Source organism: Streptomyces sp. NBC_01408 (assembly GCF_026340255.1).
GTDB lineage: Bacteria > Actinomycetota > Actinomycetes > Streptomycetales > Streptomycetaceae > Streptomyces.
In genome coordinates this window covers 2,407,927-2,428,077 of the sequence record NZ_JAPEPJ010000001.1, presented here as the reverse complement: position 1 = coordinate 2,428,077, position 20,151 = coordinate 2,407,927, and the positions used below count along the sequence as shown (strand labels likewise).

At 72.8% G+C, this 20,151-nt stretch carries 14 protein-coding genes; 8 read left to right on the top strand and 6 right to left on the bottom strand.

The window, feature by feature from the left end:
- Positions 1–48 precede the first annotated feature (48 nt).
- Positions 49–2,211: an N-6 DNA methylase gene (locus OG447_RS11085; RefSeq protein ID WP_266936319.1), complete on the bottom strand. Its 2,163-nt coding sequence runs from the start codon at positions 2,209–2,211 to the stop codon at positions 49–51.
- 191 nt (positions 2,212–2,402) lie between these two features.
- Here OG447_RS11085 and OG447_RS11080 point away from each other — a divergent pair, with 191 nt between their 5' ends.
- Entirely contained in the window at positions 2,403–3,257 is an 855-nt protein-coding gene (locus tag OG447_RS11080; RefSeq protein WP_266936318.1) for a hypothetical protein, read from the top strand.
- A 51-nt stretch (positions 3,258–3,308) separates the two neighbouring features.
- Here the strand turns inward: OG447_RS11080 and mfd are convergent, their stop codons facing one another.
- Positions 3,309–6,866, bottom strand: a complete 3,558-nt coding sequence (mfd, locus tag OG447_RS11075) for a transcription-repair coupling factor (RefSeq protein WP_266936317.1) — start codon at positions 6,864–6,866, stop codon at positions 3,309–3,311.
- Between the two features lie 220 nt (positions 6,867–7,086).
- Here mfd and OG447_RS11070 point away from each other — a divergent pair, with 220 nt between their 5' ends.
- The 3 genes from OG447_RS11070 to OG447_RS11060 all read left to right on the top strand — a co-directional run bounded on the left by OG447_RS11070 (position 7,087) and on the right by OG447_RS11060 (position 9,200).
- Positions 7,087–7,365 carry a type II toxin-antitoxin system Phd/YefM family antitoxin gene (locus OG447_RS11070; RefSeq protein WP_266936316.1) on the top strand — a complete coding sequence of 93 codons (279 nt, stop codon included), beginning with the start codon at positions 7,087–7,089 and terminating at the stop codon, positions 7,363–7,365.
- Positions 7,362–7,736, top strand: a complete 375-nt coding sequence (locus OG447_RS11065) for a type II toxin-antitoxin system VapC family toxin (protein WP_266936315.1) — start codon at positions 7,362–7,364, stop codon at positions 7,734–7,736. The genes OG447_RS11070 and OG447_RS11065 overlap by 4 nt, the downstream gene beginning before the upstream one ends.
- A 105-nt stretch (positions 7,737–7,841) precedes the next feature.
- Complete coding sequence (locus OG447_RS11060; RefSeq protein ID WP_266938828.1) at positions 7,842–9,200, top strand: DUF2079 domain-containing protein; 1,359 nt, start codon at positions 7,842–7,844, stop codon at positions 9,198–9,200.
- A 131-nt stretch (positions 9,201–9,331) separates the two neighbouring features.
- Here the strand turns inward: OG447_RS11060 and OG447_RS11055 are convergent, their stop codons facing one another.
- Positions 9,332–11,929, bottom strand: coding sequence for an ABC transporter permease (locus tag OG447_RS11055; protein WP_266936314.1), 2,598 nt, complete (start codon positions 11,927–11,929; stop codon positions 9,332–9,334).
- A complete protein-coding gene (locus OG447_RS11050) occupies positions 11,926–12,714 on the bottom strand; it encodes an ABC transporter ATP-binding protein (RefSeq protein ID WP_266936313.1) in 789 nt (262 codons plus the stop codon). The genes OG447_RS11055 and OG447_RS11050 overlap by 4 nt, the downstream gene beginning before the upstream one ends.
- 350 nt (positions 12,715–13,064) lie before the next feature.
- Between OG447_RS11050 and OG447_RS11045 the strand changes: the two genes are divergently transcribed.
- Complete coding sequence (locus tag OG447_RS11045) at positions 13,065–14,723, top strand: MFS transporter (RefSeq protein ID WP_266936312.1); 1,659 nt, start codon at positions 13,065–13,067, stop codon at positions 14,721–14,723.
- A gap of 81 nt (positions 14,724–14,804) precedes the next feature.
- Positions 14,805–15,677: a hypothetical protein gene (locus OG447_RS11040; protein ID WP_266936311.1), complete on the top strand. Its 873-nt coding sequence runs from the start codon at positions 14,805–14,807 to the stop codon at positions 15,675–15,677.
- Positions 15,678–15,691: 14 nt separating this feature from the next.
- Here the strand turns inward: OG447_RS11040 and OG447_RS11035 are convergent, their stop codons facing one another.
- Positions 15,692–16,255: an ABATE domain-containing protein gene (locus tag OG447_RS11035; RefSeq protein WP_266936310.1), complete on the bottom strand. Its 564-nt coding sequence runs from the start codon at positions 16,253–16,255 to the stop codon at positions 15,692–15,694.
- 81 nt (positions 16,256–16,336) lie between these two features.
- Here OG447_RS11035 and OG447_RS11030 point away from each other — a divergent pair, with 81 nt between their 5' ends.
- Positions 16,337–17,212: an alpha/beta fold hydrolase gene (locus tag OG447_RS11030; RefSeq protein ID WP_266936309.1), complete on the top strand. Its 876-nt coding sequence runs from the start codon at positions 16,337–16,339 to the stop codon at positions 17,210–17,212.
- 539 nt (positions 17,213–17,751) lie between these two features.
- Here the strand turns inward: OG447_RS11030 and OG447_RS11025 are convergent.
- Positions 17,752–18,645 (bottom strand): DivIVA domain-containing protein, encoded by an 894-nt coding sequence (locus OG447_RS11025; protein ID WP_266936308.1) that lies wholly within the window; start codon positions 18,643–18,645, stop codon positions 17,752–17,754.
- A gap of 144 nt (positions 18,646–18,789) precedes the next feature.
- Between OG447_RS11025 and OG447_RS11020 the strand changes: the two genes are divergently transcribed.
- A complete protein-coding gene (locus tag OG447_RS11020; RefSeq protein ID WP_266936307.1) occupies positions 18,790–20,007 on the top strand; it encodes an RNA-guided endonuclease TnpB family protein in 1,218 nt (405 codons plus the stop codon).
- Positions 20,008–20,151 lie beyond the last annotated feature (144 nt).

Sequence of the window (20,151 nt, the reverse complement as noted above, 5' to 3'; positions counted from 1 at the left end):
CATCGGTGAGGGGATGCCCCAACCGTTGTACGGTCGCCGCACAACCGCTCACTCCGGCAGGACCGTGCCGTCCGACAGACCGTCGTACAGGCCCTGCACCAGCTGCTCCCCGAGCCGTCCCGCCAGCCGCAGCGCGTCCTCGAACTCGGCGAGCGCGCGGAAGCGGACCCCGTAGCGCTGCTGTCGCTCCAGCGGCAGCCGGGGCAGCTGCACACGGCGTACGTCGAGCCGGCTGGTGGTGGAGGCGTGGCTGCTGGCACGGCGGTTGTTGGCGCTGCCGCGCAGGAATCCGGCCAGGAACCACGGGTCGAGGGCGGCCGGGTCGGGGCGCAGCAGGACCAGGCCCCGGCCGGGCACCGCGCCCGCGGTGGCGGCGGAGACGACGCGGGCTACGGCGGCGCCGCCGGCGACGGGGACGAGGACGTCGCCGGGGGCGGTGAGTACGGGCTCGTCGGCGGCGGCCGCCAGGGTGCCGGAGGGGCCGCGGGCGGCGTACACGTCCTGCTCGGTGAGGACGGGCGCCGTACCGGTTCCGCTGCCGGTGCCGGTGTGCAGCGCCAGGGCTCCGGCGCGCAGGAGTTCGCCGACGGTGGTCAGCGGCGGCCGGGACGCCGGGGCGGTGGGCGGGGCGGGCGGGGGGCTCAGCCGGGCCGCCCGGGCGAGGCTCTCGTCGAGCCGTTCCCGTACGGCGTCCAGCCCGGCCGGTCCGCCGCCCGCGGCCGGGGGCGGCAGGTGGCGGGCCGGAGTGAGGTCCACGTCGTCGTCGAGGAGGTCGATGACCGGCACCAGGCGGCTGAAACCCGGGACCTCCTCCACCGCACCGGTGCGGTCGTACGCCGCCCAGGCCTCCTGCACCGCGTGGTGCACGGCGGACCACCGGGCCCGGGGGCGGCCCTCGGCGAAGGGTCCCGCGGCCGGGGTGTCGCCGGCGGGGGCTGCGGCCGCGCCGTCGATGAGGAGCAGCCCGGCCGGGGGCGCCACCTGCGGGGCGGGCCTGCGCAGCACCCACAGGTGCAGCGGAACCCCGTGCGGCGGGGCCGCGCCGGCCGGGAGCGCGACGACGGCCCGCAGCGCGCCGCGGCGCAGCAGGTCGGCGCGGATGCGGCGGCCGGAGCGGCGGGCGGCGACGGCGGGCGGCAGGAGCAGGACGGCGGTGCCGCCTTCGCGGAGGTGGGCCAGGGCGTGCTGGACCCAGGCGAGTTCGGATTCGGCGCGGGCCGGGAAGCCGTACTCCCAGCGCGGGTCGTAGGCCAGTTCCTCGTGTCCCCAGTTGCGTTCGTTGAACGGCGGGTGGCTGAGGACGGCGTCGACGGCGGGCCGGGCGAAGGCGTCTGCGCGCAGGCTGTCGCCGGCGGCCGTCCGGATCCGTGCGGAGCCGTGCAGGGCCAGGCGCAGGGCGGTGAGGGCGGCGAGTTCGGGCGAGGAGTCCTGGGCGTACAGGGCGGTGTCGCCGTCAACGGCGCTGCCGGCACGGACGGCCCGCAGCAGGGTGCCGGTGCCGCAGGCGGGGTCCAGGACGGTACGGCAGGAGGGTCCGGCGAGGGCGGCCATCAGCTCGGCGAGGGCGTCGGGGGTGCGCGTGTACTGCCGGGGGTTGGCGTCGAGGTGCCGGCCGAGGAGGAACTCGAAGGCCTTGCGGGCGCCGAGTTCGGCGGCGAGTTCGGCGGCGGCGCGCAGCAGCGGCCCGGCCGCGGGCGGGACCGGGGCAGAGGCGAGCGGGTGGGCGGGCCCGAGCCGGGCGCCGAGCACCTGGTCGAGGACGGGGCGCAGCAGGGTGACCATGCGCTCGTCGGAGACGGCGGTCAGCTCCAGCCAGTCGGTGGGCCGGTCCCGTACGACGAGGAGCGCGCCGCCCACCTTCACCAGCGCGGCGACGGCTCCGCCGGGATGGGCGGCGACCTGCTGCCAGACCCGCTCGCGCAACGGGACCTCGGCGAGCTTGCCCTGGGCCCGCAGCCAGTCCCGCACTGCGGGCAGGGAGAAGGAGGGGCTGGTCTCGGTGCCTCCGACGGGCTTGGGGAAGTCGGCGTGGCGGCGGCGCCAGTTGCTGACGGCGGCGCGGCCCACCCCGGCCAGGCGGGCGACCTCGGCAGCGGTGACCTCCGCGCCCGCGGCTACGGCGTCGGCGGGGGCTGCGGCGTCGGCGGGGGCTGCGGCTGGGATTGCTGCGCCGGCTGCGGCGTTCTCGGCGGCGCCGGTCTCCTCGAACATGCCGGGGAGCATACCGGTACACACACGAGAGACCGATTCACAGCGTGAACTCACCAATTTTCCACACAGCCCGTCAACTCGGTTCACACGTATGCTGGTCGGGCTGACGCGCCGGGCCACAACCCCCGCGCGCACGACGGGTGATGACGGCTAGTCTCGTGGGCTGACGTTGTTCCAGGGGGGAAATGTTCATGCGTACTCGAACGATCGCCGTGACGGCGCTCGCCACCTCGGCCCTGTGCGCCCTGACGGCCTGCACGGCCGTCGGCGGCGGGGACAAGGCCGCGGAGATCGGCCGGGCGGCCCGCACCCCGGTGGGGGCGGCGGGCGGGACGCCCGCGCCCTCCGCCTCGCCCTCCGCGCCGGCCGGCGGCTCCGGTGACTTCGCCGACCTGTCCGCGGCCGAGATCCTGACCCGTTCCCGCGAGGCGACGAGCAAGGCCGAGTCGGTCCACGTGACCGCCAAGGTCACCGAGGACGGCAAGCCGATGGAGATCGACCTCTCCCTCGACAAGAAGGGCAGTTGCAACGGCGTCATCCGGCTCCAGGGCATGGGCACGCTGAACCTCATCAAGTCCCCCGACCTCATCCACTTCAAGGGCGACGCCGCCTACTGGCGGGGGGCGGCCGGGATGAAGAACACCCCGCGCAAGCAGACCGACCAGATGGTGGCGACCCTCGCCGACCGCTGGGTGAAGATACCGACCTCCGACCCCCGCGCCGCCACGATGACCAGCAGCTGCGACCTGTCCCATCTGACGGGCGGCACGACCAAGGCCAGCCCGCTGGCCCGCAAGGGCGCGGCGACGGTGGTCGACGGCCAGCCGGCGATCACCATCACCTCACCGGTCCGCGAGGGCACGTCCGTCGACACCGTGGCCACCCGGGGCACGCCCTACCTGCTGAAGTCGGTCATCTCCGGGGACAGCGACGGGGAGATCCTCTTCTCCGCCTACGGCACCCCCGTCGACACCACCTCCCCCAAGGACGCCGACGTCCTGGACCTGTCGAAGCAGGGCGGCGGCATCCCCGGCGAGGCGGCCTGAGCCCCGGTCCGGCGCTGCCGTCGTGGTGCCGGACCGGGGATCAGCTCGTGGTCACGAACCGAGGATCGTGGTGAGGAACTCCCCGGTCCAGGCCAGCAGTTCCCGCCCGACCAGCGGCTTCCCGCCGACCCTGGCCGTCTTCGGCCGCGGGATCAGCACCTGCGAGGTCGCGGGCTTGAGCACCGCCCCCGGGTAGAGCCGCTTCAGGCGCAGCTCCTGCGATTCGCGCAACTCCACCGGCCCGAAGCGGATGTTGGGGCCCTGGAGGGTGATGTCGCCGACCCCGCAGGCCCGGGCGAACATCCGCAGCCCCGCCACCATCAGCAGGTTCTCCACCGACTCGGGCAGCTTGCCGTAGCGGTCGGTGAGCTCCTCCCGTACGGCCTTGATGTCCTCCTCCGAGTTCGCGGAGGCGATGGACCGGTAGGCCTGCAGGCGCAGCCGCTCGCCCGGCGCGTAGTCGTGCGGGACGTGCGCGTCGACCGGCAGCTCGATCTTGACCTCCAGCGGCGGCTCCTCCTCCACCCCGCCTTCGACGGCCGCCCGGTAGTCGGCGACGGCCTCGCCGACCATGCGGATGTACAGGTCGAAGCCGACGCCCGCGATGTGGCCGGACTGTTCGCCGCCGAGCAGGTTGCCCGCGCCGCGGATCTCCAGGTCCTTCATCGCCACGTACATGCCGGCGCCCATCTCGGTGTGCTGGGCGATCGTCGCGAGCCGCTCGTGCGCGGTCTCGGTCAGCGGCTTCTCCGGCGGGTACAGGAAGTACGCGTACCCGCGCTCGCGGCCGCGGCCCACGCGGCCGCGCAGCTGGTGCAGCTGGGAGAGGCCGAAGTTGTCGCCGCGCTCCACGATCAGGGTGTTCGCGTTGGAGATGTCGATGCCCGACTCCACGATCGTGGTGGACACCAGCACGTCGAACTTCTTCTCCCAGAAGTCCACGACGACCTGTTCCAGGGCCTGCTCCGACATCTGGCCGTGCGCCGTCGCGATCCGCGCCTCGGGCACGATCTCGCGGAGCTTGGCGGCCGCCCGGTCGATGGACTCGACCCGATTGTGGATGTAGAAGCACTGGCCCTCGCGCAGCAGTTCGCGGCGGACGGCCGCGCCGATCTGCTTCTCCTCGTACGGGCCGACGAAGGTGAGCACCGGGTGCCGCTCCTCCGGCGGGGTGGTGATCGTCGACATCTCGCGGATGCCGGTCACCGCCATCTCCAGGGTGCGCGGGATCGGCGTCGCGGACATCGTGAGCACGTCGACGTTGGCGCGGAGCTTCTTCAGCTGCTCCTTGTGCTCCACGCCGAACCGCTGCTCCTCGTCGACGATGACCAGGCCCAGGTCCTTGAACTTCGTCTCCTGCGAGAACAGCCGGTGGGTGCCGATGACCACGTCCACCGAGCCCTCGCGCAGCCCCTCCAGGGTGACCTTGGACTCGGCCTCGCCCTGGAAGCGGGACAGCGCCTTCACCTTCACCGGGAACTGGCTGTAGCGCTCGGAGAAGGTGCCGAAGTGCTGCTGCACGAGCAGCGTGGTGGGGACCAGTACGGCGACCTGCTTGCCGTCCTGCACCGCCTTGAAGGCGGCGCGGACCGCGATCTCCGTCTTGCCGTAGCCCACGTCGCCGCAGATCAGCCGGTCCATCGGGACCGACTTCTCCATGTCCTCCTTGACCTCGGCGATGGTGGTGAGCTGGTCGGGCGTCTCCGCGTACGGGAAGGCGTCCTCCAGCTCGCGCTGCCAGGGGGTGTCCGGGCCGAAGACGTGGCCGGGCGCCGCCATGCGCGCGCTGTAGAGCTTGATGAGGTCGGCGGCGATCTCCTTGACGGCCTTCTTGGCGCGCGCCTTGGTCTTGGTCCAGTCGGCGCCGCCGAGCCGGTGCAGGGTCGGGGCCTCGCCGCCGACGTACTTGGTGACCTGCTCCAGCTGGTCGGTGGGGATGTAGAGCCGGTCGCCGGGCTGGCCGCGCTTGGCCGGCGCGTACTCGACGAGGAGGTACTCGCGGGTGGCGCCCTGCACCGTCCGCTGGACCATCTCGATGTAGCGGCCGACGCCGTGCTGCTCGTGGACGATGTAGTCGCCGACCTCCAGGGTCAGCGGGTCGATCGTCTTGCGGCGCCGGGTCGGCATCCGGCCGAGGTCCTTGGTGGCGGTGCGCTGGCCGGTCAGGTCCGTCTCGGTGAGGACGGCGATCTTGAGCGCCGGGTCGACGAACCCGTTGTCGAGGGAGCCGCAGGCGACGTGGACCAGGCTGGGCTCCAGGGTGCGCAGGTCCGCCTCCAGGCGGGCCGCGATCCCCTCGCCGCCGAGCACCTCCACGGTGCGGGCGGCCGGGCCGTGGCCCTCGGTGAGGTAGACGGTGTGCCAGCCGTCGGCGATCCAGCCCTTGGTGTCGGCCAGCGCCCGGGCGGTGTCACCGCGGTAGGCCTCGGGGGCGTGCATGCCGAGCTTGAGGGTGTCCCCGCCGGCCCACGCCGCGTCAGCGGCATGTGTCAGCGTCTCGTCGGCGGCGAAGGGGGAGACCGACCACCACATCATGTTCAGCTCGCGGGCGTGATCCCGTACGTCCGCGATCCCGCGCAGCGAGGCGGCGCCCACGTCGATGGGGGCCTCGCCGCCGCCCGCGGTGGCCGCCCAGGAGGCCATCAGGAACTCCTGGGAGGTGGCCACGAGGTCGGCGGCGCGGGTCCGTACCCGCTCGGGGTCGCAGACGACGGCCATCGCCCCGGCGGGCAGTACGTCGATCAGCAGCTCCATGTCGTCGACCAGGACCGGCGCCAGGGATTCCATGCCCTCTACGGCGATCCCCTCGGCGATCTTGTTCAGCAGCTCGCCCAGCTCGGGGTGGGCCTCGGCGAGGGCCGCGGCCCGTTCGCGCACCTCGTCGGTCAGCAGCAGCTCGCGGCAGGGCGGGGCCCACAGTCCGTGCTCGGCGATCTCCAGGGACCGCTGGTCGGCGACCTTGAAGTAACGGATCTCCTCGACCTCGTCGCCCCAGAACTCGATGCGCAGCGGGTGTTCCTCGGTGGGCGGGAATACGTCGAGGATGCCGCCGCGCACGGCGAACTCCCCGCGCTTCTCGACCAGCTCGACGCGGGCGTACGCGGCGGCGGCCAGCGCCTGGGTGATCTCGCCGAGGTCGGCGCTGCCGCCCTGCCGCAGGCTCACGGGTACGAGGTCCCCGAGCCCCTTGACCTGCGGCTGGAGCACGGACCGGATGGGGGCGACCACGACCGAGACGGGCCCGGCGGCGGGGTCGTCCGCGACCGGGTGCGCGAGCCGGCGCAGAACGGCGATCCGGCGGCCGACGGTGTCGCTGCGCGGGCTGAGCCGCTCGTGCGGGAGCGTCTCCCAGGACGGGTAGTCCACCACTTCGTCGGGCGGCAGCAGCGAGCGCAGCGCGGCGGCGAGGTCCTCGGCCTCGCGCCCGGTGGCGGTGACCGCGAGGACGGTCCGCCGGGTCTCCCGGGCCAGCGCGGCGATCGCGAAGGGCCGCGCCGCGGCCGGGCCGACCAGGTCCACGTGCATGCGGTTGCCGTCCCCGGCCGCGGTGACCGCCTCGGCGAGAGCGGGATCCCGGGTGACGGCGTCGAGCAGTCCGTGCAGGCTCATGAAGGGGGCTTTCCGTCCGGTGAAGGTCGTGAGGGTGCGATGGGGCAACGCGAAGGGCCCGACACGTCTCACGGGCCGGGGGTTCCCACCCTACGACGCCCCCGGGTCCCCCGCGCGTGGGATTCCGGTCCCCGTGCGGGTGACGGAGCTGGCGCGGACTGCTCCGATCTGATTACGCTTGGTCCAGCGGTTAGCCCACCACACCTGCCTTGGAGTGCCCATGGAAGCGGCCCGGCAGTACAACGTCCACGAGGCGAAGACGAACTTCTCCAAGATCCTGGAGGCGGTCGCGACCGGCGAAGAGGTGATCATCAGCAAGGCCGGCGAGCCGGTGGCGAAGGTGATCCCGCTCTCGGGGAAGGTCCTGCGGACCTCTCGCGGATCCCTGCGGGAGCCTGTGGTCTTCGCCGACGACTTCGACGACATGTCCGACGACCCCGGCTTCGCCGAAGCCTTCGGCCTGCTTCCGCACCCCGAGGGCGCCGGGGCAGCCGAGTGAAGCTCCTGGCCGACACGCACGTCGTCGTGTGGTGGCTGACGGACTCGCCGCAGCTGTCGGACGGGGTCAAGGACCTGCTCGACACCGAACGGCTCGCCTACGTCAGCGCCGTCACCCCATGGGAACTCGCGGTCAAGCAGGCCCTCGGCAAGCTCGAAGGCCCCGAGGACCTGCCCGAGCGGGCCCGGGACTGCCAGCTCCGGCCGCTCCCCGTCACCGCGCTCCACGGCATCCGGGCGGGACAGCTCCCCCTCCACCACAGGGACCCCTTCGACCGGATGCTGATCGCCCAGGCCCAGTCGGAAGGGCTGACCCTCGTCACCCGGGACAAGTTCATCCCGCTCTACGATGTCGACGTACTGACCGTCTGAGCTCGCCGCGCCGCGTCCGCAGGAGTTCACGCCGCCCGGCCGAGGAGCGCCAGACCCGTGACGAGCGATGCGATAACCCGCCCTGCCCCCGCGTCCCCGGCCGCGGTGAGGCAGGGCCGGGTCCCGTGGCCGGGGCCCTACGTGGTGGCCGCCGGGCTGTTCCTCGTCTATCTCGTACTGTCCGTCGGGCGCTTCCGGCGGATGGAGTGGGCCTCCTGGGACCTGGGGATATTCGAGCAGGCCATCCGCGCCTACGCGCACCTCCAGGAGCCCGTGGCCGACCTGAAGGGGCCCGGGACGAACATCCTCGGGGACCACTTCAGCCCGATCATCGCGCTCGTCGCCCCCCTCTACCGGGTGTTCCCCGGCCCCGTCACCCTGCTCGTCGCCCAGGCCGGGCTGTTCGCGCTCTCCGCCGTCCCCGTCACGCGGGCCGCCGCGCGGCTGCTGGGACGGGCCCGGGGGATCGCGCTCGGGGTGGCGTACGGGCTCTCGTGGGGGGTCCAGCGGGCCGTGGAGTTCGACTTCCACGAGATCGCCTTCGCCGTGCCCCTGCTGGCCTTCGCCCTGGAGGCGGTGCTCGCCCGGCGCTGGGGCGCCGCCCTGCTGTGGGGGCTGCCGCTGCTGCTCGTCAAGGAGGACCTCGGTTTCACGCTCGCCGCCCTGGCCGCGGTGGTGGCCTGGCGGGCCCTGCCCACCGACCGGCGGGCCGCCTGGACGGCCGTCGCCGTCGCGGGCGGGGCCTCGGTCTTCGCGGTCCTCGTCTTCACCGTCATCGTCCCGGCCTTCGCCACCGACGGGTACGGCTACTGGGACAAGATCGACGGCGCGGGCCCGTTCGCCGGCATCGGAACCAAGCTCGCCACCCTCGCGTGGGTGCTGGTCCCCACCGCCGGCCTGCTCGCGCTCCGCTCCCCGCTGCTGCTGGTCGCCGCCCCCACCCTCGGCTGGCGGTTCCTGTCCGGGGACGACCACTACTGGTCCACCGACTGGCACTACAGCGCCGTCCTCATGCCGGTCGTGACCCTCGCCCTGGTCGACGCCATCGACACCGCCCGGCGGGGCGACCGGCCCTGGCTGCGCGCGTACGCCCTCCAGCTGCCCACCGCCGTGCTCGCCGCCGGGCTCGCCCTCAGCGCGACCGCCCTGCCGACCGAGAAGCTCGCGCGGGCCGGTACGTACGAGAAGCCCGACCGGGTCGTGGCGATCGAGCGGCTGCTGGGCCGGATCCCCGACGGGGCGACCGTGGAGGCCGACACCGGCCCGCTGACCCGGCTGACCTCCCGCTGCCGGGTGTTCTGGATCGGCGGCAGCCGCGGGGAGGTCCCCGACTGGATCACCCTCGACAACTCCTCCGCGTGGGCCGGCGAGAACCCGGTCGTCTACGCCGGCCAGCTGCACCCCGGCCACCGGTGGGAGCTCGTGGGCGAGGCCGAAGGGGTCGTGCTGATCCGCAGGCGGTGAACGACGCCGGCCCCGGACCGCCCTCTCGGACGGTCCGGGGCCGGCGCCCTCCCCTGTTGGTTCCCCCGTTGTCTCCCCCGTGGGTTCCCCGTTGTTCCCCCGTTGTTTCCCCCGTACGACCGCGGCGGTCGTTACTCGCTCGCGATCGCGTTCAGTACGTTCATCCGCCCTGCCCGGAAGGCCGGGACCAGTGCGGCGAACAGGCCCACGAAGGCCGAGGCGGCGAACACCCCGAGGATCGTCGGCCACGGGATCTCCAGCACCTTCAGCCCCTGGAGCGCGAGCAGCTGCTGGGCGGTGGCCCCCCAGCCCATGCCCAGCCCGAGGCCGAGGAGGGCGCCGAAGAGGGCGATGACCACCGACTCCAGGCGGATCATGCGGCGCAGCTGGCGGCGGGAGAGGCCGATGGCGCGCATCAGGCCGATCTCGCGGGTCCGCTCCACCACCGACAGGGCGAGGGTGTTCACGACGCCCAGGACCGCGACGATGATGGCGAGGGCGAGGAGCCCGTAGACCATGTTCAGGAGCTGGCCGACCTGGTCCTTCAGCGCCTGCTTGTAGTCGGCCTGGTTGCGCACCTTGTACTGCGGGTACTCGGCGAGCGCCGCCTTGACCCCCTGGTACGCGGCGGCGTCCGACTGCCCGTCCTTCGCGCTGGCCAGCAGCATGAAGGGGCGCGGCATCCGGTCGGCCGGGATGTTCGCCTCGGCGAGGGCGGTGCTGATGTACTTCATGCCCTTGTCGAGGTTGCCCTCGTCGCTGGTGATCGCCGCGACCTTCAGCTTGACGGTGTTGCCGCCCGTGAAGGCGACCGTCAGCTCGTCGCCGAGCTTGATCCCGTGCGCGGTGGCGTACTCCGAGCCCACCGACATGGAGTCCTTGCCGTACGCCGCCGCGTGCTCGCCGGCGATCATCTTGCGCCGGAGGTCCTTGGCGTACGTCGGGTCGGTGGCGCCGAGGCCCACCTCTTCCTCGGTGGCGCCGTCGGGGGCGGTGAGCTTGACCGTCACCTCGCGGTAGGCGGTGACGTGGTCCAGGCCCGGGGTGGCGCGCAGCGCCTGCTCGGCCTGGGGCAGGACGGGCTGGCCGGTATCGGAGTTGACGATGTAGTCCGCGCCGACCGACTTGTCGAGCTCGTCGGTGGCGGAGGCCACCATCGAGGAGCCGACCACCGACAGGCAGGCGACCAGGGCGAGGCCGATCATCAGCGCGGCGGCGGTGGCACCGGTGCGGCGCGGGTTGCGCAGCGCGTTGCGCTCGGCGAGCCGGCCCACGGAGCCGAAGGGCCGCAGGACCAGGCCGGAGAGCACCCGTACGACGCCGGCGGCGAGCAGCGGGCCGATCACGATGAAGCCGATCAGGGTGAAGACCACGCCCAGGCCCAGCCACATCGATCCGGGGCCGGCCTTCTCGGCGGCCGCGGCGAGGAAGAGCCCCGCGCCGCCGATGCCGGTGAGGACCAGGCCGAGGACGGCTCGGATGACGCCGGCCTTCTTGTCGCCGGGGGTCCCGGACTCGCGCAGCGCCGCCATCGGGGAGACCTTGCCGGCCCGGCGGGCCGGTATGAAGGCGGCGATGGCGGTGATCTTGATGCCGAGCAGCAGGCCGACCACCGGGGTCTTCCAGGCGACGGTCAGGTCGTCGGTGGACAGGTTCATGCCCATCTGGCCCATGAGCTCCATGAGTCCGATGGCCAGGCCGATACCGGCGCCGACGCCGAGGACCGAGCCGACGAGGCCGAGGAGGTAGGCCTCCAGGACCACGGACTTGAGGACCTGTCCGCTGTCGGCGCCGATGGCGCGCATCAGGCCGATCTCGCGGGTCCGCTGGGCGACCAGCATCGAGAAGGTGTTGAAGATGAGGAAGATGCCGACGAGGAAGGCGATCCCGGCGAAGCCGAGCATCACGTACTTCATCACGTTCAGGAAGGAGCCGACGTCCTTGCGGTTGGCGTCCGCGGCTTCCTTGGCGGTCTGGAGCTTGTAGGTGTCCGCGCCGACGGCGCTCAAAGTGCTCTCGATGTGCCGCTTGAGCTGCTCGTCGCTCACCCCGTCCTTGGCGGTGACGTTGACGTGCGTGAAGGAACCGGGCTCGCCGAGCAGCTGGCGCTGCGCGGTGGCGGTGTCGAAGTAGACGATCGCCGCACCGGGGTTGGTCACGGTGAAGGCGGCGATACCGGTGATCTTGGCGCGGATGTCGCCGGTGATGGCGATGGTGCGCAGTTCGTCACCGAGTCCGAGGTGGTGCTTCTTCGCGGTGTCGGCGTCGACCATCACCTCGGTGGGGCCGCGCGGCGCGTGGCCGGCGGTGATCTTCATGGACTTGAGCTCGTTGTCGTTCCAGTTGCCCGCGATGGTCGGGGCGCCGGTGGTCGAGCCCATGTTCTCGTTCTTGGCGTTGACCACCGTGACGGACATCGACAGGACGGCGCCCTCGGCGCCCGCCACGCCCTCGGCCTTCTTGACCTGCTCGACGGCCGAGCCGTCGAGCGTCTCGGGCCTGCCGCGGTCCGGGATCTCCTCGCCGCTCTTGGCTTCCTTCGGGCTGACGGTCACGTCGGAGCTGGTGACGGCGAACAGCTTGTCGAAGGTGGTGTTCATGGTGTCGGTGAACACCAGGGTGCCGCAGACGAACGCGACGGAGAGCATGACGGCGACGGCGGACAGCGCCATCCGTCCCTTGTGCGCGACGAAGTTGCGCCGCGAGGTCTTCCAGACGGTGCCGCTCATGACGTCCGTCCGCGCGCGTCGAAGTCCTTCATCCGGTCCAGCACCTGGTCGGCGGTGGGCCCGTACATCTCGTCGACGATCTGGCCGTCGGCGAGGAAGATGACGCGGTCCGCGTAGGAGGCGGCGACCGGGTCGTGGGTGACCATGACGATGGTCTGGCCGAGCTCGTCCACCGAGCGGCGCAGGAAGCCGAGGACCTCGGCACCGGCCCGGGAGTCGAGGTTTCCGGTCGGCTCGTCGCCGAAGATGATCTGCGGGCGGGCCGCGAGGGCGCGGGCGACCGCCACGCGCTGCTGCTGGCCGCCGGAGAGCTCGGTCGGGCGGTGCTTGAGGCGCCCCGCGAGGCCGACGGTCTCCACGACCCGGTCCAGCCACTCCTTGTCGGGCTTGCGGCCCGCGATGTCCATGGGGAGCGTGATGTTCTCCAGGGCGTTCAGCGTGGGCAGCAGGTTGAAGGCCTGGAAGATGAAGCCGATCCGGTCGCGCCGCAGCTGGGTGAGCTTCTTGTCCTTCAGCCCGGTGATCTCGGTGTCGTCCAGGTGGATCTGGCCGCTGGTCACCGTGTCGAGACCGGCCAGGCAGTGCATCAGCGTGGACTTGCCGGAGCCCGAGGGGCCCATGATCGCGGTGAACTGGCCGCGGCGGATGTCCACGTCGACCTCGTTCAGGGCGACGACGCGCGTCTCGCCGGAACCGTAGGCCTTGACGACCTTCCGTGCCCGGGCCGCGACGGCTTCATGGCCGCCAGTGCCCCCGTGCCTGGTCTCGGTCATAGCCGTTGTCACGGTGTTCCCCCTCGTTCGTTGTGCGTGCGCCGCATGCGCCGCGGGTACGTGTGTGCCCGCGTGTCGCCGTCATGGAGTCTGCTGGCCGGGGGCATCCGGCGCGCTGGTGCTCATCGCCGTATCCGCCGGGGGGTTAACCCCACCCCCCGGCGCCCCGCCCGTATGAACCAGTTAAGGACCTGCCCCGGCCCCGCACCTCCTCCGCCGGGACGAACGACCCCTGGCCCCTAATGTGGAGGGCCCCTTAGGGGTTCTCCCCCTGCAGGGGGAGGCGGCCTGGGGGATACCGCCCGGCGGACCCGCGGTGAGAAGGTGTTCCCCGCAGTTACGTGCAGGGGGAAGGAATCTTGGTGACCTCAGGGGAGAGCCCCGGCGGCCGTCCGGACGGCCCGTCGGCGGCGGGATCCGGTGCAGTGGGCGCCGGGGCGGCAGGGCCAGGAGCAGCGGACGCCGGAGCGGCGGGCGGCTCCGGGGCGGCGGGCGCCGGGACGCACGCGCCGGGCAAGGCCCCCGCGAGCGGGAGGCCGCCGGCCGCCGTGGTCGCCTCGCTGATGCTCGGCATGGCCCTGGTCGCCCTGGACAGCACCATCGTCGCCACCGCCGTCCCGCAGATCGTCGGCGACCTCGGCGGGTTCTCCGTCTTCTCCTGGCTCTTCTCCGGCTACCTGCTCGCCGTCACCGTCACCCTGCCCGTCTACGGCAAGCTGTCCGACACCCTGGGCCGCAAGCCCGTCCTGCTCTTCGGCATCGCGCTCTTCCTCGTCGGCTCGCTGCTGTGCGCGCTCGCCTGGAACATGGCCGCCCTCATCGCGTTCCGGATCGTCCAGGGCCTGGGCGGCGGCGCCCTCCAGGGCACGGTCCAGACCCTGGCCGCCGACCTCTACCCCCTCAAGGACCGGCCGAAGATACAGGCCCGGATGTCCTCGGTCTGGGCCACCTCGGCCGTGGCCGGGCCGGCCCTGGGCGGGCTGCTCGCCGCGTACGCGCACTGGCGCTGGATCTTCCTGCTCAACCTGCCGCTGGCCGCGCTCGCCCTGTGGATGGTGGCCCGTCACCTGACCGAGCCCGTACGGTCCCCCGGGCGCAAGGGCCCCGTCGACTGGGCCGGGGCGCTGTCCATCTTCGCCTGCGGCGGCGTCCTGCTCCTCACCCTCGTACAGGGCGGCGTCGCCTGGCCCTGGCTGTCCGCGCCCTCCCTGGGACTGCTGGGCGCGAGCGCCCTGCTGGCCGCCCTGGTGGTCCGGGTGGAACGCCGGGCCGAGGAACCGATCCTGCCCGGCTGGGTGTGGCGCCGGCGCACCATCGCCGCCGTCAACCTGGCCCTCGGGGCACTCGGCCTGCTCATGGTCGCGCCGATGGTGTTCGTGCCCACGTACGCCCAGTCCGTACTCGGCCTCGACCCCATGGCCGCCGGCCTGGTCATGTCCGTGATGACCCTGAGCTGGCCCATCAGCGCCGCCCTGAGCCAGCACGTCTACCGGCGCATCGGCTTCCGCAACTCCGCGGCCGTCGGGATCTCGCTGGCCGCCGTCATCCTCTACTCCTTCACCCTGCTCCCCCACCCCGGCGAACCCTGGCAGCCCGCCCTGGTCATGCTGCTGCTGGGCGCCGCCCTCGGCCTCTTCCAGCTCCCGCTGATCATCGGGGTGCAGTCCACCGTGGGCTGGGCTGAACGGGGCACCACCACGGCCTCCGTCCTCTTCTCCCGGCAGGTCGGCCAGAGCGTGGGGGCCGCCCTGTTCGGGGCCGTCGCCAACGCGACCATCGCCGCCCGGCTGGCCGACGCCCCGATGCCCGGCCTCCCCGACAGCCTGGACGAGGTGTCGAAGGCCCTCGACCAGCCGGGGCTGCTCCCCCGGGCCGCCTCCGACTACCTGCGCGACGCCGTGGCCACGGCCGTGGACCACGTCTTCCTGGGCGCGACGTTCGCGGCCGTGGCCGCGCTGCTGGTCCTGCTGCTGATGGCACCGCGGAAGTTCCCCGTCCTGCCGGAACACCGGGAGGAATGAGGGCCCCCCGGCGGTTCGGCTTGTCATGACCCGGGCCAGTGGGTAAGTCTCTAGGCAAGGACCGTTCTCCGGGGGGACGACATGGTTTCCGCACTCCTAGCGCTCGCACTGCTGGCCGCCGTGGCCGGACCGATCGCCCTGCGGCTGCGCCGCAACCAGCGCTTCGTCACCGGCCGCGACGGCCGCCTGTCCACCTCGACCACGCTGGCCCTGGCCTGGACGGTGATCCTGCTCTGGCTGCTCCTCGCGATCCTGGTCTACGGGCTCACCGCGGGCGGCGGCGTCGGCTGGTTCCAGGGCGAGCACGGCCCCCTCTCCACCCTGACCACGGTGTACCTGCCGCTGCTCGGCGGCCCGTACGTGGCCCTGATCGGGGCGAAGACGGTCGTCGGCCTGCGCGTGCAGAACGGCAGCATGGCCAAACCGGCCGCACGGCCGACGGCTTCGGGGCAGCGGCCGCTGCGGGAGCTGATCGCGAACGACAGCGGGCGGACCGACCTCGTCGACCTCCAGTACGTCGCCCTCAGCGCCGTCACGATGCTGTACGTGGTGCTGTTCTTCCTCGCCGACGTGGGCGGCGGACTCCCGCACCTGCCCGAGGAGATGTGGGCCCTGACGGGCGCCCCGGCGGGCGCGTACCTGGTGAACAAGATGGCCACCCGCGCCACTCCGGTGATCACGGACGCCACCGTCTCCGACGGCCTGCTCACCGTCGAGGGCGGCGGCTTCACCGAGCCCCGCCTCGCGGTGGACGACACCCCGCTCCCCGTCACGGCGGACCCGCTGACCGGCGCCCTGACGGCCCCTCTGCCGCCCACCGCGCGGCCCCCGTTCACGGTGGTGGTCACCTCACGCGGCCTGCGCAGCGACCCGTACCGGTACGAGGGCACCGCGCCGAAGCTCCCGGCACAGCAGACGCCGGCCGACGAGCGGGCCGACGGGCCCACCGGCTGAGCCCTGCCTCCGGGTCAGCCGCCGGGGTCGGCCTTGTGGCGGGAGTAGTAGCGGGCCACCCTGGCCCGGTTGCCGCAGGCCGAGGCCACGCACCAGCGGCGCCGGGGGTGCGCCGGGAGGAAGAGGAGCACGCAGTCCTCCGCCTCGCACGCACGTACCTCCGCCACCCGGGGGGCGGTCAGCAGCTCGGCCACCGCCTCGGCCAGTTCCGCCGCGAGGCGCACGGCCGGGCCCGCCTCCCGGCGCGGGTCCGCCGTCAGGCCCGCCCCGGCGCTCCAGAGCAGCTCGCGGTGGGAGGGCGCCGCGGCCAGCGCCCCGTTCAGCACGCGCAGCGCGTCGGCCGGGGGCCGTTCACCGCGCCGGGCGGCCTCCAGGGCCGGGCGCGCGGCCTCGCGTACGGCCCGTACGGCCGCCACCTCGGCCGGGCCCACCGCGGCGACCGGGGTCAGCCGGCCCGCCTGCGCGGCCAGCCAGGCCTCCAGGCCCGCCGGGTCGGAGACGAGGTCGCCCGTCGCGGGCCGGGTGTTCAGCAGGTCCAGGGCGAGGGGTTCGCCCGTGAGCGGAAAGGTCACTGTCACGGCTCTAATGCTACTGCACCCACTTGACCCATTAGCGATCACCGGCAAAACTAATGGAACCAAAGCCGCAGGAGGCATGTGATGACCGCTCGCCCCACCCCTTCGCCCGTCCGGCACCACACCATCGACGTGGACGGCGTCCGCATCGCCTACCGCGAGTCCGGGCCGGCCGACGGACCCGTACTGCTGCTCCTGCACGGTTTCCCCACCGCCTCGCACCAGTTCGCCCGGCTGATGGACGCGCTCGGCGACGGCCCGTACCGCCTGATCGCCCCCGACTACCCGGGCTTCGGCCGCACCGAGGCCCCGGCCGGGTTCACCTACACCTTCGACCGGCTCGCCGACGTCATGGAGGGCTTCACCGACGCCCTGGGCCTCGAACGCTTCGCCCTCTACGTCTTCGACTTCGGCGCCCCGGTCGGACTGCGGCTCGCCGCACGCCGCCCCGGCCGCGTCACCGGCCTGATCGTGCAGAACGGCAACGCCTACGAGGAGGGACTCTCCGACGCGGCCCGCGAGTTCGCCGGACTACGGCGCGAGGTGCCCGGCGCCGAGGAGCGGGTCCGCGGCCTCTTCACCCTGGAGGGCACCCGCTTCCAGTACGAGACCGGCGTCGCCGACACCAGCCTGATCTCCCCCGACAACTGGACCCTGGACGTCCACTACCTCGGCCTGCCCGGGCGCGCCGACGCCCAGGCCGACCTCGCCTTCGACTACTCCTCGAACTTCGCGCACTACCCCGCCTGGCAGTCCTGGCTGCGCACCGCACGGCCGCCGGTCCTGGTCGTCTGGGGCGCGGGCGACCCCTTCTTCACCCCGGCGGGCGCCAAGGCCTACCTCCAGGACGTCCCCGACGCCGAGGTCCACGTCTTCGAAGGCGCGGGCCACTTCGCCCTGGAGACCCACCTCCCGACCATCGCCCCCCTGATCACCACTTTCCTGACGGAACTCCCGTAGCGGGTGCGCGTGCCGCTGCCGCTGCGCGGAGCCGGGCCGGGGCACAGAGCCAGGGTCGAGCCGGAGCCGGGGCGCGCAGCGCGGAGCCAGGCCGGGGCGCGGAGCCGGGGCCAGGGCCGGGGCGCGGAGCCAGGCCGGAGCCGGAGCGCGGAGCCGGGGCCAGGGCCGGGGCCGGGGCCGGGGCCGCTGCGCGGAGCTTCTCCCCCACCCCGCCCTTTCTCCGTTTCCCGGGCTCTGCCCGGACCCGCGCCTCAAACGCCGGCGAGGCTGGAAGGTGCCCGGGACGGGGACGGGGTGGGGTGTCGGCCGGGACGTAGAACGTGATTTGTTGGCGCACCCACAGGCTGCGCCGACGAAGCCGGCCCAGGGCGCCATAAATCATGAGTCCCGGCCGACACCCCACCCCGGCCCCGTCCCCCGAAGCCCGGCCGGCCCGGCGCAGCCAACCCCGAACCGCCCAGCCCAGGAGCGCGGGGCAGCCGACCCGAACCGCCCAGCCCAGCCCTCCGCAGGAGCACGGCCCCCGCCAGGGACCCCGCTCAGCCCTCCGCAGGAGCCCGGCCCGTCAGGGCCGCCAAACTGGCCCGGACGTGGTTCATGTGCGCCCGCATCTCCTCCTGGGACTCCGCGTGCTCCCGCAGGATCCGCTCCGTCTCCCGCCCCGTCCGCTCCTCCGCCACCCGCGCCTCCGCGACCAGCTCGGCGGCCAGCGCCTCCGCGTCCTCCTGACCGTGCCGGGCCGACTCCTCCGCCTCGGCGAAGCCCCGGCGGGCCTCCGCCAGCCGGGCCTCCGCGTACCGGTCCAGCTCCGCGTGGCGCGCCTCCAGCTCCGCCTCCCGCTCCGCCAGCTCCCGTTCGGCCGCCTCCCGGCGCTCCGCCTGCTCCTGTTCCCGCTCGGCCAGCAGCGCGTCCGACCGCCGCCGCGTCTCCACCAGCGCCGCCTGCGCGTGCGCCCGCCACTGCGCCGCGTCGTCCCGGGCCCCCGCCCGCAGGTCGTCGGCCTCCCGCTGCGCCCGCAGCAGGCCCTGCCGGGCACGCACCTCCGTCTGCTCGCGCACCGCTTCCGCGTCGCCCCGCGCCAGCTCCGCCACCCGGTCCGCGTGCGCCTCGGCGGCGCCCAGCGTCGTGGCCACGTCCGCCCGCGCGTCCGTCCGTACGCAATCGGCCTCCTCCTGCGCCAGCAGCAGGATCCGGCGGGCGCGCTCGCTCAGCTCGTCGTACGTCTGCGGGGCCAGCTCCGAGACCGCCTCGCGCAGCCGCGCCGCCTCCTCCTCCATCCGCTTCGCCAGGACCGTCAGCCGCGCCACGCGCTCCCAGGCGTCGTCACGGCTGCCGGAGAGCCGGGCGAGATACCGGTCGACCTCTTCCGTGCGGTAGCCGCGGCCGCGCACAGTCGCGAAACCCGAGCCCTGAGGCGACATGGGTGCACTCATCTCAATCTCCTTGCGTGAAAACCCCCGGCTCAGTCAGGGGAGGAACCACACCGTCGGCCCGGAGCCGCACAGCGGCGGAGTGCCGTTACGTGATGCTGTGACCTGCGCTTGTGTTCGACTCTGACTGCGCCTAGCGTCCAGGGCGTGGGGGCTTCTTCCGTGAAGCGGGCGTTCAAGTACCGCTTCTATCCGACCAGCGCGCAGGCTGCTGAGCTTTCGCGGACGTTCGGTTGTGTGCGGAAGGTCTACAACCTGGCCCTCGCAGCCCGCACCGAGGCGTGGGCGGCCTCCAGCGAGCGGGTGGGCTACACGCAGACGTCGGCGATGCTCACGGCCTGGAAGAGGACCGAAGAACTGAGCTATCCGGCCGAGGTGTCCTCGGTTCCACTTCAGCAAGCATTGCGACATCTGCAGACAGCCTTCGCGGGGTTCTGGGGAAAGCGTGCGAAGTACCCGCGCTTCAAGTCCAAGCGAAAGTCCCGCGCCTCGGCGGAGTACACGCGCAGCGCGTTCCGCTACGCCGATGGCCGGATAACGCTCGCGAAGATGGCGGACCCGCTGGACGTGGTGTGGTCCCGTCCGCTGCCCATGGGCGTGGAGCCGACGACGGTGACGGTCTCCCGGGACAGTGCCGGGCGCTGGTTCGTGTCCCTGCTCTGCGACGACACTCCCGCCCCGATGCCCACCACTACGAACGTAGTCGGCCTCGATGCCGGGCTGACCACCCTGATCACCCTGTCTACCGGCGAGAAGATCAGCAATCCGAAGCACGAGGGCAGTGACCGCCAGCGGCTTGTGGCGGCTCAGCGGGTCCTGTCGCGGAAGGAGAAAGGCAGCAAAAATCGCGCCAAGGCCCGCGCCCGGGTGGCGAGGATCCATGCGCGGATCGCCGACCGCCGCCGGGATCACCTGCACAAGCTGACGACTCGACTCGTGCGCGAAAACCAAGCGCTCGTGATCGAAGACCTCGTCGTCCGCAACATGCTCAAGAACCACACGCTCGCCCGCGCCATCACCGACGCGGCATGGCGAGAACTGCGGCGGATGCTGGAGTACAAGACGGCCTGGTACGGGCGGGATCTGATCATCGTGGACCGGTGGTTCCCCAGCTCCAAACTGTGCTCGGCCTGCGGGGTCGTCGCCGACAACATGCCGCTGAACGTCCGCGAGTGGACGTGTGAGAACTGCGGGACGACCCACGACCGGGACGCGAACGCAGCCGTGAATCTTCTGGCCGCCGGGCTGGCGGTTACTGCCTGTGGAGCGGACGTAAGACCTCAACGGGAGTCCTCCTCTCGGTCAGGGCGGTCCGTGGTGAAGCAGGAAAGCCCACCCGTGAGGGTGGGAGCCCCCTCTCGCTGAAGGGGGATGCCAACCTGGAAGCGCCTCTCTCGCGAGCTTCCTGTCAAGGATGCGCCATTTGCGCCCAGAAGTCGGAATGGCCGGGCCGGGACCCCCTCCGAGGGTCCCGACCCGGCCATCCAACTGATCGTCCGTTCAGGCGGA